Source organism: Microlunatus sagamiharensis (assembly GCF_900105785.1).
GTDB classification, from domain to species: Bacteria; Actinomycetota; Actinomycetes; order Propionibacteriales; family Propionibacteriaceae; genus Microlunatus; species Microlunatus sagamiharensis.
On record NZ_LT629799.1, the window covers coordinates 3176214 to 3191512 of the forward strand.

Below are 15299 nucleotides of genomic sequence, written 5' to 3' on the forward strand. Positions count from 1 at the left end.
CTCCCTCAGCCCAGCCGACCGAGCAGGATGATCGCGCCGACGACGGCCGCGCCCGCGGTCATGGTCAGCGCGTACGAGCGGACGAAGCCGTTCTGCACGCGGCGCAGCCGGCTCGAGAAGCCGTGGATCACCGTCCCCGTCCCGTCGGCGACGCCGTCGACGACCGCGCCGTCGAAGCGGAGGAGGTCGTTCGTCATCCTCAGGCCGGGCCTCATGAACACCGCCTCGTTGAACGCGTCGCCGTACAGGTCGCGACGCCCGGCGCGCACGAAGGGCGAGCGGGTGGCGGGCTGGACGTCGGCGATGGCCTTCTGCGGGCCGAAGAAGAGGAAGCCGACGCCCACCCCGGCGAGCACGACGACCATCGTCACGATGCCGACGGGGGTGACGTGGACGAGCCCCTCGGTCTCGGCCTCGCCGGCGACCGCCGGGTTGAGCCACCCGGTGATCCAGCCGTTGAGCAGCAGGCCGCCGACGACGGACGCGGCGCCGAGGATGATCAGCGGGATCGCCATCACGAGCGGCGACTCGTGGGGGTGGACGCCTTCCCGCCAGCGCTTGCGCCCGGCGAAGGTCATCAGCATCAGCCGCGTCATGTAGAAGGCGGTGACACCGGCGCCGACCAGCGCGCAGACACCCGCCACCGGGCTCGCGTGGAACGCGGCCTCGATGATGTGGTCCTTGGAGTAGAAGCCGGCGAAGAACGGGAAGCCGATGATCGCCAGGTAGCCGGCGGCGAAGGTCACGAAGGTGATCGGCAGCGCCCGGGCCAGCGCGCCGTAGTGGCGCATGTCGACGTCGTCGTCCATCGCGTGCATCACCGAACCCGCACCGAGGAACATGTTGGCCTTGAAGAAGCCGTGGGTGACGAGGTGGAAGATCGCGAAGGCGTAGCCGACCGGGCCGATGCCCGCGGCCAGCATCATGTAGCCGATCTGGCTCATCGTCGAGCCGGCGAGCACCTTCTTGATGTCGTCCTTCGAGCACCCGATGTAGGCACCGAAGAGCAGGGTGACCGTCCCGACCACGACGACGGCGACGCTGGCCGCCGGTGCCGCGGTGAAGATCGCGTGGCTGCGGACGACGAGGTAGACCCCGGCGGTGACCATCGTCGCCGCGTGGATGAGCGCCGACACCGGGGTCGGGCCCTCCATGGCGTCGAGCAGCCACGACTGCAGCGGCACCTGGGCGGACTTGCCGCAGGCGCCGAGGAGCAGCAGCAGCCCGAGGGTCGTGGCGAGCGTCGGGCTCACCCCCGCGATGCCCTCGTTCACGTCGGTGAAGGAGGACGAGGAGAAGGCCGCGAGCATCAGCATGATCGCGAGGGACATCCCGAGGTCGCCGACGCGGTTGACCACGAACGCCTTCTTGGCCGCGGTCGCCGCGCTCGGGCGCTCCTGCCAGAAGCCGATCAGCAGGTACGACGCGAGGCCCACGCCCTCCCAGCCGACGAAGAGGACCAGGTAGTTGTCGGCCAGGACCAGCAGCAGCATGGCCGCCACGAACAGGTTGAGGAAGCCGAAGAAGCGGCGCCGGCGCGGGTCGTGCGCCATGTAGCCGATGGAGTAGACGTGGATCAGGCTGCCGACGCCGGTGATCAGCAGCACGAAGACGATCGAGAGCTGGTCGAGCTGCAGGCCGACCCGGATGTTCCAGCTGCCCGAGCTGATCCAGTCGTAGAGCGGCACGCTGACGGAGCGCGACGCCTCGTCACGCCCCAGCAGCTGGACGAAGTAGCAGAGCCCGATGGCGAAGGAGGCGATCGGCGCCAGGGTGCCGAGGAGGTGGCCCCAGCGGTCCCCCGCGCGTCCGACCAGCAGCAGCACCGCTGCGCTCGCGGCCGGCACGGCGACCAGCAGCCAGGCCAGGGTGAAGAAGCCCGTCCCGAGGACGGGCGTCACGGTTTCCACGAAGATCCAGGCCTTTCTAGAACTTCAGGAGGTTGGCGTCGTCGATCGAGGCCGACCGTCGGGTGCGGAAGATGGTCACGATGATCGCGAGCCCGACCACGACCTCGGCGGCCGCGACCACCATGACGAAGAAGGCCGCGATCTGCCCGTCCAGCGCACCGTTCTTGTGCGAGAAGGCGACGAGCGCGAGGTTCGACGCGTTGAGCATCAGCTCGACGCACATGAAGGCGACGATCGCGTTGCGCCGCGTCATGAAGCCGATCGTGCCGATGGCGAAGAGGATCGCCGACAGGACGATGTAGTGGTCGGTCATGCCCACGCTCCTCCGTCGATCGGCCTGACCACGATCCGTGAGCCTGTCGAAGCGGTGTCCTGAGCCTGTCGAAGGGGGCGCCCTTCGACAGGCTCGGGGAACGTGGCTGGGTGTGCTGTGTCCCCGATGGTCACTCGGTGCCTCCGTCCGGCTCGGAGCCCGGGCCGCGGGTCTCGTCGTGGTGCCTGTCGTCGGTCGGGACGAGGTCGTCACGCCGGGTGAGCGCGGCGCCGGGCCGGGTCACCTGCGGCAGCTCGCCGTCGCCCTGGAGCTCGGCGACGGTGCGCTGGATCGGGCGTACGAGGTCGCGCCGGTCGGCCTGGCCGCTGCGGTTGCGCAGGGTCGCCGACACCGAGAGCTCCGACAGCGAGCCGTCGGGGAGCATCGCCGGGGTGTCGACGGCGTTGTGCCGCGCGTACACGCCGGGGGTCGGCAGCGGGCCCGGGTGCTCGCCGGTCTCGGCGTAGCGGCGCATCCGCTCCCCCACCAGGTCGCCCTGCGTCTTGCGCTTGGTCAGCCGCTCCCGGTGCGCCAGGACCATCGCCCCGACGGCCGCGGTGATCAGCAGCGCCGAGGTGGCCTCGAAGGCGACGACGTACTTGGTGAAGATCAGGTTCGCCAGGCCCTGGACGTTGCCGCCGTACGCCTGGTTGTCGGCCGCCAGCCCGATGTCGGTGCCCTGCACGGCGTTGCCCACCGCGAAGACCAGCAGCAGGCCGAAGCCCACCCCGGCCAGCACAGCCAGCGGCCGCTGCCCCCGGATCGTCTCCACGAGCGAGTCGGCGGCGTCGACGCCGACGAGCATCAGCACGAAGAGGAACAGCATGAGGATCGCACCGGTGTAGACGATGATCTGCACCGCGAAGAGGAAGGGTGCGTCCAGCGCCGCGTACTGCACGGCGAGCGAGATCATCACCGCCGCCAGGCACAGCGCGGAGTGCACCGGCTTGCGCGACAGGATCATGCCGAGGGCTCCGAGCACCATCACGGGAGCGAGAAGCCAGAACGCGATCTGAGCGCCCATCAGCGCAGCCTCCCGTTGCTCTCGTTCGCCTGCACGCTGGACACCGAGTCCTGCGGCTTCGGCTTGCCACCGAGCTTCTTGTGCTTCCGACGGTTCTCGTAGCCCGCGTTGACCGGCTCGGGCTCGTAGCGGGCGATCGACCCGGCGCGCTCGTCCGGCGTGCCCATCGCGGGCAGCCCGAGGAAGTAGACCTGCTCGTCGTCTCCGAGGCGGCGCGGGTGCGGCGGCTGCTCCATGCCCGGCAGCAGCGGCGCCAGCAGCTTGTCCTTGTCGTAGATCAGGTCGCCACGGCTGTCGTCGGCCAGCTCGAACTCGTTGGTCATCGTCAGCGCGCGGGTGGGGCAGGCCTCGATGCAGAGCCCGCACAGGATGCAGCGCAGGTAGTTGATCTGGTAGACGCGGCCGTAGCGCTCGCCCGGGGAGAAGCGCTCCTCCTCGGTGTTCTGCGCGCCCTCGACGTAGATCGCGTCGGCCGGGCACGCCCAGGCGCACAGCTCGCAGCCGACGCACTTCTCGAGGCCGTCGGGCCACCGGTTGAGCTGGTGGCGGCCGTGGAAGCGCGGCGCCGTCACCTTCGGCTTGTTCGGGTACTCCTCGGTGAAGGTCTTGCGGAACATCGTCCTGAAGGTGACGCCGAAGCCGGCCACCGGGTCGAAGAGGCCCATCAGGCACGTCCTGTCTCGGAGTCGTCGGGCACGCGCTCACGTCGAGGTGTCGGTGGTCCCCCACCGCCGTCGCCGGGCACCACCTGGGCCAGCTCGGGCAGCACCTGGTCGCCCTGCGGCGGCACGGGGTAGCCGCCGGCGAAGGCGTCGAACTCGCCCGGCTCGTCCGGCTCCTGGTCCTTGTCGTCGCCCTTGGCGAAGAAGGTCGCCGCGAGCAGGACCACCACGACCACGCCGATCCCGCCGAGCAGGAAGTTCCGGTTCACCCGGAGGGCCGCGATGAGGACGATCCAGACGAGCGAGACCGGGATCAGCCACTTCCACCCGAAGCGCATGAACTGGTCGTAGCGCAGGCGGGGCAGCGTGCCGCGCAGCCACACGAAGACGAACAGCAGCACGAGCATCTTGACCAGGAACCAGATGATGCCGAGGTAGCCGGCGTCCGCGCCCGGGATGAGGTTGAACGGGAAGATCGCGTGCCAGCCGCCGAGGAACAGCGTCGTGGCCAGGGCGGAGACCGTGATCATGTTCATGTACTCGGCCATGAAGAACATGGCGAAGCGCATCGAGGAGTACTCGGTGTGGAAGCCGCCGACGAGCTCGCCCTCGGCCTCCGGCAGGTCGAACGGGGCCCGGTTCGTCTCGCCCACCATGGAGATCAGGTAGATCGCGAAGGACGGCAGCAGCTGCAGCGCGAACCAGATCGGCATCTCGTGGCCGAGGACGTTCACCGGCCGGTCCTGGGCGGCGACGATCTCCGAGGTGGACAGCGAACCGGCGTAGAGGAAGACCCCGACCAGGGCGAGGCCCATGGCGACCTCGTAGCTGATCACCTGCGCGCTGGAGCGCAGCGAGCCGAGCAGCGCGTACGTCGAGCCCGACGACCAGCCGGCGAGCACGATCCCGTAGACCCCGACCGAGGCCAGCGCCACGACGAAGAGGACCGAGACCGGGATGTCGGTGACCTGGAGCGGCGTGGTGATGTCGGTGAAGGGCACCTTCACCTCGCCGGCGATCGGGATGACCGAGATCGCGACGACGGCCGGGATCGCCGAGACGAAGGGCGCGATGGTGAAGACGACGCGCTCGGCGGCCTTCGGGGTGAAGTCCTCCTTGAACATCAGCTTCATGCCGTCGGCGAGCGACTGCAGGGAGCCGAAGGGGCCGTTCATGGTCGGGCCCTTGCGGTGCTGCATCAGCCCCACGACCTTGCGCTCGTAGACGATGGTGAACAGCGTCAGCACCATCAGCAGGACGAAGGCGAAGAGCGCCTTGACCAGCACGAGCCACCAGGGGTCGTTGAAGAAGGGCGTGAGGTCCAACGGGCTCACGATGCGGCCTCCTCCTCGTCGATGCCGGTGACCGGCTCGGTCCTCAGCGCTCGTCGCGGGACGCTCTCGACGACGCGCGGCTCGATCGCCGCGGTCACGAGGTCGCCCGGCAGCAGGGCCAGGTGCTCGGCGACCGCGAGGCCCGGCGGCTTGGCCGGCACCCAGACGACGCCGTCGACCATGCCGGGCTCGATCACCAGCGGCAGCGTGAGCTCGCCGCGGTCGTTGGTCAGGACCACGTCCGCACCGGCGTCGTCGACCGGGTCGTCGGCGGGTCCGATCCCGTACGCGGCCGCCGTCGCCGGGCTCACCCGGGCCACGGCCGGGCGGGCCGTGGCGGCCAGGTAGGGCTCGTGGGCGAGCGCCCGGCTGTCGTCGAGGCCCATCCGCCACGTGGCCAGCACCAGCGCGTCGCGCGCGGGCCCGGCCGGCTCGGCCGCGCCGAAGTCGGGCGCCGCCGCCGGCGTCCCGTCCCAGGGACCCAGCTCGTCGAGCTCGGCCAGGGCGGCCTCCGGCCTGCGGAAGCCGAGGGGCTTGCCGAGGGCGTCGGCCAGGGCCGCGAGGATCCGCAGGTCGGACATGGCGTTCGGGCTCTCGAGCACCGCGGGGAACGGGCGTCGACGCCCCTCCCAGTCCACGAACGTCCCGGACCGCTCGGCCACCAGCGACACCGGCAGGACCACGTCGGCGCGCTCGGTGACGAGCGACGCGCGGGTCTCCAGGCTCACGACGAAGCCGACCCGCTCCAGGCCGTCGAGCGCGGCGGCCGGGTCCGCGAGGTCGGTCGGGTCGATCCCGCCCACGACCAGGGCGGCGAGGTCGCCGTCGGCGGCGGCGACGAGCATCTCGTCCCCGTCGGCCCCCTCGGTGCGCGGCATCGACCCGGTGCCCCAGGTCGAGGCGACGTCCACGCGGGCCGACGGGTCGGCGACCGGACGGCCGCCGGGCAGCAGGTTGGGCAGGCAGCCGGCCTCGACCGCACCGCGGTCGCCGGCCCGGCGCGGCACCCAGGCGACGCGGGCACCCGTGCGGGCGGCGAGCCGCAGGACGGCGCTGAGCGTGCCGGAGAGGGCCGCCGCCCGCTCGCCGACGAGGACGACCGAGCCGGGCCCGAGGTCCACCCCGCTCGCCGCCGTCCAGCCGTCGAGCCATGCGGCCTCCGCCCCGGGGACGGTGGGCACGAGGGTCGTGCCGGACTTGGCCGCACCACGGCTGCGGTACGGGGCGAGCGTCCACGACGCGAGGCTCTTCTTGCGCCACGCCTTGCGCAGCCGCAGGAAGATCGCGCCGGCCTCCTCCTCGGGCTCGAGGCAGACCAGCAGCACCGACGAGGCCGACTCGAGGTCGGCGTAGGTGACGCCGCGGCCCGTGCCCGCCACTGCGGCGGCCAGGAAGTCGGCCTCCTCCGCGCTGTGCGGGCGGGCGCGGAAGTCGATCGAGTTGGTCCCGAGGACCCCGCGCGCGAACTTGCTGTACGCGTACGCGTCCTCGAGCGTCAGCCGACCGCCGACGAGCACGCCGACCTTCTCGCCGCGCGTGCCGGCCATGGCCCGCTCGAGGCCCTCGGCCGCGACGTCGAGCGCCTCGGGCCAGGACGCCGGGCGCAGCACGCCGTCCTCGCGGACCAGCGGGTGCGTCAGCCGGTCGTCGCCGCGCCCGTACGCGAAGGCGAAGCGGTCCTTGTCGGTGATCCACTCCTCGTTGACCTCGGGGTCGTCGCCGGCCTGGCGCCGCATCACCTTGCCGCGGCGGTGGTCGACCCGGATCGCCGAGCCGCACGCGTCGTGCTCGGCGACCGACGGGGTGGAGACGAGGTCGAAGGGGCGCGAGCGGAAGCGGTACTCGGCGCTGGTCAGCGCGCCGACCGGGCAGATCTGGATCGTGTTGCCCGAGAAGTAGGACTGGAACGGCTCGCGCTCGTAGATGCCGACCTGCTGGAGCGCGCCGCGCTCGATGAGGCTGATGAAGGGGTCGCCCGCGACCTGCTCGGAGAAGCGGGTGCACCGCGCGCAGAGCACGCAGCGCTCGCGGTCGAGGAGCACGTTCGGCGAGATCGCGACCGGCTTGGGGTAGGTCCGCTTGACGTCGGTGAAGCGGCTCTCGCCGTAGCCGTTGCTCATCGACTGGTTCTGCAGGGGGCACTCGCCGCCCTTGTCGCAGATCGGGCAGTCGAGCGGGTGGTTGACGAGCAGGAACTCCATGTTCCCGTGCTGCGCCTTGTCGGCCACGGGCGAGGTGACCTGGGTCTTGACGACCATCCCGGCCGCGACCTCGAGCGTGCAGGAGGCCTGCGGCTTGGGGATGCCGCGGCCGTTGCCGGCGTCGGGCACCTCGACCAGGCACTGGCGGCACGCGCCGACGGGGTCGAGCAGCGGGTGGTCGCAGAAGCGCGGGATCGCGACGCCGATCAGCTCGGCGGCGCGGATGACGAGCGTGCCCTTGGGCACGGACACCTCGACGTCGTCGATGGTCAGCGTGACCAGGTCCTCGCGCGTGGCCAGGTCGCCCGTCGAGGGCTTGGCGGTGACGGTCATCGACGCTCCTCGGTCGGGTCGACGAGGGGACGCTCCCTGAGCCTGTCGAAGGGCCTCGAAGAGGTCGGCGTCCCCGTTGTGGCGACGCAAGCCCTGACGAGCCCTTCGAGGGCCCCGGGCCGCGTGCTGGTGACGGTCATGCCTGCGCTCCTGCCGGCTCGCGGACGAAGACGGTGCTGCGCTCGTAGGGGAAGAGCTCCCACGCCGGGGTGTGCATCCCCTGCTCGAACTCGTCGCGGAAGTACTTGATCGCCGAGCTGATCGGGCTGGTCGCGCCGTCGCCGAGCGCGCAGAACGAGCGGCCGAGGATGTTCTCGCAGAGGTCGAGCAGCTTGTCGATGTCGCCCTCCTGGCCCTGGCCGGCCTCGAGCCGGTGGAGGATCTGGACGAGCCACCAGGTGCCCTCGCGACACGGCGTGCACTTGCCGCAGGACTCGTGCTTGTAGAACTCGGTCCAGCGCAGCACGACGCGCACGACCGAGGTCGTCTCGTCGAAGCACTGCAGGGCCTTGGTGCCGAGCATCGACTTCTGCGCCGCCACGCCCTCGTAGTCGAGCGGCACGTCGAGGTGCTCGGGCATGAGGATCGGCGTCGACGATCCGCCCGGGGTCCAGAACTTCAGCTCGTGGCCCTCGCGGATCCCGCCGGCCAGGCCGAGCAGCTCGCGCAGCGTGATGCCCAGCGGCGCCTCGAACTGGCCCGGGTGGGTCACGTGGCCCGAGAGCGAGTAGATCGTCATGCCCTTGGACTTCTCGGTGCCCATCGAGGAGAACCAGGCCGCACCGTTGCGGACGATGCTCGGGACCGAGGCGATCGACTCGACGTTGTTGATCACGGTCGGGCTCGCGTACAGGCCGGCGACGGCGGGGAAGGGCGGCCGCAGCCGCGGCTGACCCCGGCGCCCCTCGAGGGAGTCGAGCAGCGCCGTCTCCTCGCCGCAGATGTACGCCCCTGCGCCCGCGTGCACGATGATGTCGAGGTCGTAGCCGGTGCCGAGGACGTTCTTGCCGACGTAGCCCGCCGAGTACGCCTCGCGCACGGCCTGCTGCAGGCGGCGGACGACGTGCAGGACCTCGCCGCGGACGTAGATGAAGGCCGTGCTCGCGCGGATCGCGTACGCCGAGATGATCACGCCCTCGACCAGCGTGTGCGGCGAGGCCATCATCAGCGGGATGTCCTTGCACGTGCCCGGCTCGGACTCGTCGGCGTTGACCACGAGGTACTTGGGCTTGGGGTTGTCCTGCGGGATGAACGACCACTTCATGCCGGTCGGGAAGCCCGCTCCCCCGCGCCCGCGCAGCCCGGAGTCCTTGACGAGGGAGACGACCTCGGAGGGTTCCATCCGCAGCGCCGTGCGCAGGCCCTCGTAGCCGCCGCGACGCTCGTAGTTGCCGATCTTCCAGGCCCGCTCGTCGCCCCAGTTGGCGGTGAGGACGGGGGTCAGCGTGTCGGTCACTTCGTCTCCTCCGAGGAGTCGTCAGTGGTGCGGACGTCGGCCGGGTCGGGCGCGGACCACCCGCGCTCGCCGGCGATGCGCAGCCCGAGCTGCGAGGTGGGGCCCGACGTCGGGCCCTCGTCGGCGCGGCCGTCCGGGAAGCCGGCGAGCACGCGCTCGGCCTGCTGCCAGGTGACGACGCGCGCCCCGCGGGTGGCGCTGACCTCCTCGCCGGCGCGCAGCGCGTCGACGACCTCGCAGGCCCGGCGCGGGGTGGTCTGGTCGAAGAACTCCCAGTTGACCATCATGACCGGGGCCATGTCGCAGGCCGCGTTGCACTCGAGGTGCTCGAGGGTGATGGCCCCGTCCTCGGTGGTCTCGTCGTTGCCGATGCCGAGGTGCTCCTGCAGGCGGGAGTAGACCTCGTCGCCGCCCATCACCGCGCAGAGCGAGGTGGTGCAGACCCCGACGTGGTACTTCCCGACAGGGCGCCGCTTGTACATCGTGTAGAAGGTCGCGACGCCCGAGACGTCGGCCGTGCTGAGCCCGAGCAGGTCGGCGCAGGCCTCGATGCCGGCCGGCGTCACCCGCCCCTCGACGCTCTGCACCAGGTGCAGCATCGGCAGCAGCGCCGAGCGCGGCTGCGGGTAGCGCGCCGCGATGCTCGCGAGCTCCTCCCGGACGCCGTCGTCGATGAGCGTCTCGGTCACCTCGTACTCGAGGCTCGGCTCGTCGAAGTAAGTCTTCATCTCGCCGTGACCGACGAGCTCCTCGCTGCCGACGTCGCCGCCGGCGTGCCCGCCCGGGGTCTGCGGGCGCGGTTCCAACAGCTCAGCCACGTGCGACCTCCGACCACTGGTCAGTAGGGGGCGAAAAGAGGGGGCTAAAGCGACCACAAGTGACCAGTGGTCGACCCGGGGCCAAGGACGGGACGGAGGTAGGAGCTCTCATCAGCGGTCGACACCTCCCATGACGGGGTCGAGGCTGGCCACGGCCACCACGACGTCCGACACCATCGAGCCCTCGCAGAGCGCGGGCATGGCCTGCAGGTTGCTGAAGCTGGGGTCGCGGAAGTGCGCCCGGAAGGGGCGCGTGCCGCCGTCGCTCACCACGTGGGCGCCGAGCTCGCCGCGGGGGGACTCGACCGGCACGTACGCCTGCCCCGGCGGCACCCGGAACCCCTCGGTGACGAGCTTGAAGTGGTGGATCAGCGCCTCCATGGACTGGCCCATGATGTGGCGGATGTGCTCGTTGGAGTTGCCCATGCCGTCGCTGCCGACGGCCAGCTGCGCCGGCCAGGCGATCTTGTTGTCGGCGACCATGACGGGCTGGCCCTCGGTGCGCTCGAGCCGCTCGACGCACTGCTCGATGATCTTGAGGCTCTCCCACATCTCGTTGACGCGGATTCGGAACCGCCCGTACGCGTCGGCGGTGTCCCAGGTCTGCACGTCGAAGTCGTAGGTCTCGTAGCCGCAGTACGGCTGCTTCTTGCGCAGGTCCCAGTCGTAGCCGGTCGCGCGCAGCGGCGGGCCGGTGACGCCGAGTGCGAGGCAGCCGGCGAGGTCCAGCTCGCCGACGCCGACGAGGCGGCCCTTGAAGATCGGGTTCTCGTTGCAGAAGGCCGCGTACTCGGGCAGGTGCTTGCGCATCCAGGCGACGAGGTCGCGGACCTTGTCCAGGCCGCCCTTGGGCAGGTCCTGGGCGACGCCGCCGGGACGGATGTACGCGTGGTTCATGCGCAGGCCGGTGATCGTCTCGAAGACGTCGAGGACCATCTCGCGCTCGCGGAAGCCGATCGTCATGACCGTCAGCGCGCCGATCTCCATCCCGCCGGTGGCCAGGCACACGAGGTGGGAGGAGATGCGGTTGAGCTCGAGCATCATCACGCGGATGACGCTGGCCCGCTCGGGGACCTGGTCCTCGATGTCGAGCAGCCGCTCGACGCCGAGGCAGTAGCTCGTCTCCTGGCTAAACGGCGACAGGTAGTCCATCCGGGTGCAGAACGTGACGCCCTGCGTCCAGGAGCGGAACTCCATGTTCTTCTCGATGCCGGTGTGCAGGTAGCCGATGCCGCAGCGGGCCTCGGTGACCGACTCGCCCTCCATCTCGAGGATGAGGCGGAGCACGCCGTGGGTCGACGGGTGCTGCGGGCCCATGTTCACGACGATGCGCTCGTCGCCGCGCTCGGCCTGGTCGTCGGCGATCGTGTCCCAGTCCTGGCCGGTGACGGTGTAGACGTGACCCTCGGCCGCCCCGGGCGCCTCGCTCGGACCCGCCTGGAAGGGGTCCTCGACGGCTTCGGCCGGGTCGAACCTGGCCTTGCCCTCGGCGAAGGGTCCGGTCGTCTGGGTGCTCATGCTGCGGCCCTCACGTGTAGCTCCTGCGCTGGTCCGGCGGGGGCACGGAGGCGCCGTGGTACTCCACGTCGATGCCTCCGAGCGGGTAGTCCTTGCGCTGCGGGTGCCCGGGCCAGTCGTCGGGCATCAGGATGCGCGTCAGAGCGGGATGGCCGTCGAAGACGATCCCGAACATGTCGTACGTCTCCCGCTCGTGCCAGTCCGCACCCGGGTAGGTGGGGACGACCGAGGGGATGTGCGGGTCGGCGTCGGGGACGCTGACCTCGAGCCGGATGCGGCGGTTGTAGGTCATCGACTGCAGGTGGTAGACCGCGTGCAGCTCACGCCCGGCGTCGCCCGGGTAGTGCACGCCCGACACGCTGCTGCAGAGCTCGAAGCGCAGGTGCGGGTCGTCGCGCAGGTGCCGGGCGAGCGTCGCGATCTGGCTGCGGACCACGTGGAAGGTGATCTCGCCACGGTGGACGACCACCTTCTCGATGATGTCGCTGCTGTTGGTGGCCAGCGACGTCATCCGCTCGTGCACGTCGTCCCACCAGCCCCCGTACGGCGGCTGGCCGGCGGCCGGGAAGTCGATGACGCGCGAGAGGCCGCCGTAGCCGGAGGTGTCGCCGCTGCCCTTGACCCCGAACATGCCGTGCTGGACACGCAGCACCTCCGTGTCGGCCTGCGTCGTCGCGATCGCCGTCTCGCCCTCGGCGACCTGGTCGGTCTCGGCCCGGTCCTCGGCGGCCTCGGTGGAGGCCGTGCTGACGGGCGCGGCGGAGCCCGTCCTCGAGCCGGCCTCTGTGCCGCGGTCGGGGGCCGACTCGCCCTCGGCGACCGCGCCCTTGACCGGGGCGTTCGCGTCGGACTCGCCCGTGACGCGCTCGGCCTGGGCCGCGTCCGCGGTGGCCTTGGCGTTGTCCTCGTTGCCGTCCACGTTCCCTGAGCCTGTCGAAGGGGTCACCGCAGGAGCCCGGTGCGCTCGAGGTTGGCGGGCGCCTCCAGCGCCTGCTGCTCGGCGGTCTCCGCGGCCTCGACCGCGTGGTGGCCGATGGGGGTGTTGCGGACCTTGTCGCGCAGCTTGAACATCGCGTCGATGAGCATCTCCGGGCGCGGCGGGCAGCCCGGCAGGTACATGTCGACGGGCACGACGTGGTCGACGCCCTGGACGATCGCGTAGTTGTTGAACATCCCGCCCGTGCTGGCGCAGACGCCCATCGCGAGCACCCACTTGGGGTTGGGCATCTGGTCGTAGATCTGGCGCAGGACGGGCGCCATCTTCTGGCTCACCCGGCCCGCCACGATCATCAGGTCGGCCTGGCGCGGCGAGGCGCGGAAGACCTCCTGGCCCCACCGGCCGGAGTCGTAGCGGGGCGCGCCGTAGGTCATCATCTCGATCGCGCAGCAGGCGAGCCCGAACGTCGCCGGCCAGAAGGACGCGCTGCGCATGTAGCCGAAGATGTTCTCGACGCTGGTCAGCAGCACGCCGGTCGGCAGCTGTTCCTCGACACCCATAGCTACTTCTTCCCAGGTTGGTGAGCGGGCAGACCGGGAATTCCGAGCGCCAGCGAGGAGCTCCCAGCGGGGGTGTGGGGGGTCGTCCCCCCTCATGAGTCAGTCCCACTCGAGTCCCCCGCGGCGGAGCACGTAGAAGTACGCGACGAAGACGGTGACGATGAAGAGCACCATCTCGACCAGCGCGAACGTCCCCATCAGGTCGAAGCTCACTGCCCACGGGTAGAGGAAGACGATCTCGATGTCGAAGACGATGAAGAGCATCGCGGTGATGTAGTACTTCACCGGGAAGCGGCCGCCGCCCACCGGCTGCGGCGTCGGCTCGATGCCGCACTCGTACGAGTCGTACTTGGCCCGGTTGTAGCGGCTCGGGCCGACGAGCAGGCTCGTCACGACGGTGAGGGCCACGAACCCGGTCGAGATGATCAGCAGGATGACGATGCCGAGGTAGCCGCTGCTCACGAGCGCACCCCGTCTCCCGGGCACGGCGTCGCCGCACCCTGTCGGGTCGTCAGAACGGCCATCGTTCTCCTCCTGCGCTGGAGTCCCGGACTGCGCTCGTGAATTTCTTCACGAAGTCCGCCGTCACTGTACGACGACCGCGCCGACAAGGGAACAGCGCCACGACCAGGGCAAATGCCCTCAATTTCGCAACGCGCGCCGCGCGAAAAACCGACGCGGTTCGGGCCTGGTGCCCGCTGGCACACTTCTCGCGTGGAGGCAGCGTCGTGAGCGAGCAGCCGCTCTCGGCCGAGGTGCTGGTGGTCGGGGCCGGTCCGGCCGGTTCGGCGGCGGCGGCCTGGGCCGCCCGACGAGGGCTCGACGTGCTCGTGGCCGACGCGGCCCACTTCCCCCGCGACAAGGCGTGCGGCGACGGCCTGACGCCCCGCGCCATGGCCGAGCTCGACCGGCTCGGGCTCGGCGACTGGGCGCGCGGGCGCGTGACCAACCGCGGCCTGCGCGCGCACGGCTTCGGCCAGGTCCTCGAGCTGCCCTGGCCCGGCGGCCACCTCCCCGACCACGGCTCCGCCGTGCCGCGCACCGAGCTCGACGACCGCGTCCGCCGGACGGCCGAGGAGTCGGGCGCCCGGATGCTGCTCGGCGCCCGCGCCGTCGACGTGGTCCGCGAGGGTGCCCGCGTCGTCGCGGTCGTCCTCGACACCGCCGACGGACGGGTGGAGGTCCGCTGCCGGCGGCTCGTCGTCGCCGACGGCGTCCGGTCCCCGCTGGGGCGCCTACTCGGGCGGACGTGGCACCGCGAGACCGCGTACGGGGTCGCCGCCCGCGGCTACGTCGAGACCGGTCGCGACGACGACTGGATCTCCTCCCACCTCGAGCTGCGCGGCGAGCAGGGCGAGCTGCTGTCCGGCTACGGCTGGCTGTTCCCGCTCGGGGCGGGGCGCATGAACGTCGGGGTCGGCACGCTGGCCACCGCCAGGCGGCCGGCGAACGTCTCGCTCAAGCCCCTGATGCGCTACTACGCCGACGGCCGGCGCGCGGAGTTCGCGCTGGAGGGCGACGTGCAGGACCCGTCGTCGGCGCTGCTGCCCATGGGCGGCGCGGTGAGCGGGGTGTCCGGACCCAACTGGCTGCTGGTCGGCGACGCCGCCGCGTGCGTGAACCCGCTCAACGGCGAGGGCATCGACTACGGGCTGGAGACGGGGCGGTTCGCTGCCGACCTGCTCGCCGGCGACAAGGACCTCGAGCGCGCCTGGCCGACGCTGCTGCGGAGCCACTACGGGACGTCGTTCGCCGTCGCGCGGCGCCTCGCCGGGCTGATCACGGTGCCCGGCCTGCTGTCGACGCTCGGGCCGGTCGGGATGCGGTCGCGGCTGCTGATGACGGTCGCGCTGCGGGTGATGGGCAACCTCGTGACCGAGGAGGACCGTGACGTCGTGGCGCGTACCTGGCGCACGGCCGGTCGGGTGACGGCCGCGTTCGAGGACCGCCCGCCCTTCTCCTGAGCGCCATCGCCGCGGCGCGGAAGCGGCTCCAGACGTGACGAGAGTCAGCGACTGCCTGCTCGGGGGTTCAGGTAGTCGCTGACTCTCGACACTCCTATCGCCGCGCCGGTGTGCGGCGTTACCGATCCGGGACGGTTTTCTGCGGCTCGTTCACGCCCGGCTGCTCCCTGAACCCCTCGACGACCGACGAGCCGCAGAGAACCGTCCTCGAGAGGTCTGCGGGAGCGTCAGCCCGGCCCATCGGCGCCTTTTACAACGAACGACTACTC

The 15299-nt window shown here is 71.1% G+C and carries 13 protein-coding genes; 1 reads left to right on the forward strand and 12 read right to left on the reverse strand.

Annotated elements, in window-relative coordinates; genetic code table 11:
• Positions 1–5: 5 nt before the first annotated feature.
• From nuoL to BLU42_RS14725, 12 genes are all read right to left on the reverse strand, one after another.
• Positions 6–1901 carry an NADH-quinone oxidoreductase subunit L gene (nuoL, locus tag BLU42_RS14670; RefSeq protein WP_091075776.1) on the reverse strand — a complete coding sequence of 632 codons (1896 nt, stop codon included), beginning with the start codon at positions 1899–1901 and terminating at the stop codon, positions 6–8.
• A 25-nt stretch (positions 1902–1926) separates the two neighbouring features.
• Positions 1927–2223: an NADH-quinone oxidoreductase subunit NuoK gene (gene nuoK, locus BLU42_RS14675; RefSeq protein WP_091075780.1), complete on the reverse strand. Its 297-nt coding sequence runs from the start codon at positions 2221–2223 to the stop codon at positions 1927–1929.
• A 130-nt stretch (positions 2224–2353) separates the two neighbouring features.
• Positions 2354–3247 (reverse strand): NADH-quinone oxidoreductase subunit J, encoded by an 894-nt coding sequence (locus BLU42_RS14680; RefSeq protein WP_091075784.1) that lies wholly within the window; start codon positions 3245–3247, stop codon positions 2354–2356.
• Positions 3247–3912, reverse strand: coding sequence for an NADH-quinone oxidoreductase subunit NuoI (gene nuoI / locus BLU42_RS14685; RefSeq protein WP_091075789.1), 666 nt, complete (start codon positions 3910–3912; stop codon positions 3247–3249). Before nuoI ends, BLU42_RS14680 begins: the two co-directional genes overlap by 1 nt.
• A complete protein-coding gene (nuoH, locus tag BLU42_RS14690; RefSeq protein ID WP_091075792.1) occupies positions 3912–5243 on the reverse strand; it encodes an NADH-quinone oxidoreductase subunit NuoH in 1332 nt (443 codons plus the stop codon). Before nuoH ends, nuoI begins: the two co-directional genes overlap by 1 nt.
• Entirely contained in the window at positions 5240–7777 is a 2538-nt protein-coding gene (locus BLU42_RS14695) for an NADH-quinone oxidoreductase subunit G (protein WP_091075796.1), read from the reverse strand. Before BLU42_RS14695 ends, nuoH begins: the two co-directional genes overlap by 4 nt.
• Positions 7778–7913: 136 nt before the next feature.
• Positions 7914–9233, reverse strand: coding sequence for an NADH-quinone oxidoreductase subunit NuoF (gene nuoF, locus BLU42_RS14700; RefSeq protein WP_091075800.1), 1320 nt, complete (start codon positions 9231–9233; stop codon positions 7914–7916).
• A complete protein-coding gene (gene nuoE / locus BLU42_RS14705) occupies positions 9230–9961 on the reverse strand; it encodes an NADH-quinone oxidoreductase subunit NuoE (protein WP_091080618.1) in 732 nt (243 codons plus the stop codon). Before nuoE ends, nuoF begins: the two co-directional genes overlap by 4 nt.
• A gap of 201 nt (positions 9962–10162) precedes the next feature.
• On the reverse strand, positions 10163–11569 hold the full coding sequence (locus BLU42_RS14710) for an NADH-quinone oxidoreductase subunit D (RefSeq protein ID WP_091075803.1): 1407 nt from the start codon (positions 11567–11569) through the stop codon (positions 10163–10165).
• A gap of 10 nt (positions 11570–11579) precedes the next feature.
• Complete coding sequence (locus tag BLU42_RS14715) at positions 11580–12488, reverse strand: NADH-quinone oxidoreductase subunit C (RefSeq protein WP_091075806.1); 909 nt, start codon at positions 12486–12488, stop codon at positions 11580–11582.
• A gap of 23 nt (positions 12489–12511) precedes the next feature.
• Positions 12512–13066, reverse strand: a complete 555-nt coding sequence (locus BLU42_RS21155; RefSeq protein WP_091075809.1) for a NuoB/complex I 20 kDa subunit family protein — start codon at positions 13064–13066, stop codon at positions 12512–12514.
• A 99-nt stretch (positions 13067–13165) separates the two neighbouring features.
• Positions 13166–13528 carry an NADH-quinone oxidoreductase subunit A gene (locus BLU42_RS14725; RefSeq protein ID WP_091075812.1) on the reverse strand — a complete coding sequence of 121 codons (363 nt, stop codon included), beginning with the start codon at positions 13526–13528 and terminating at the stop codon, positions 13166–13168.
• 266 nt (positions 13529–13794) lie between these two features.
• Between BLU42_RS14725 and BLU42_RS14730 the strand changes: the two genes are divergently transcribed.
• Positions 13795–15030, forward strand: a complete 1236-nt coding sequence (locus tag BLU42_RS14730) for a geranylgeranyl reductase family protein (RefSeq protein WP_091075815.1) — start codon at positions 13795–13797, stop codon at positions 15028–15030.
• Positions 15031–15299 lie beyond the last annotated feature (269 nt).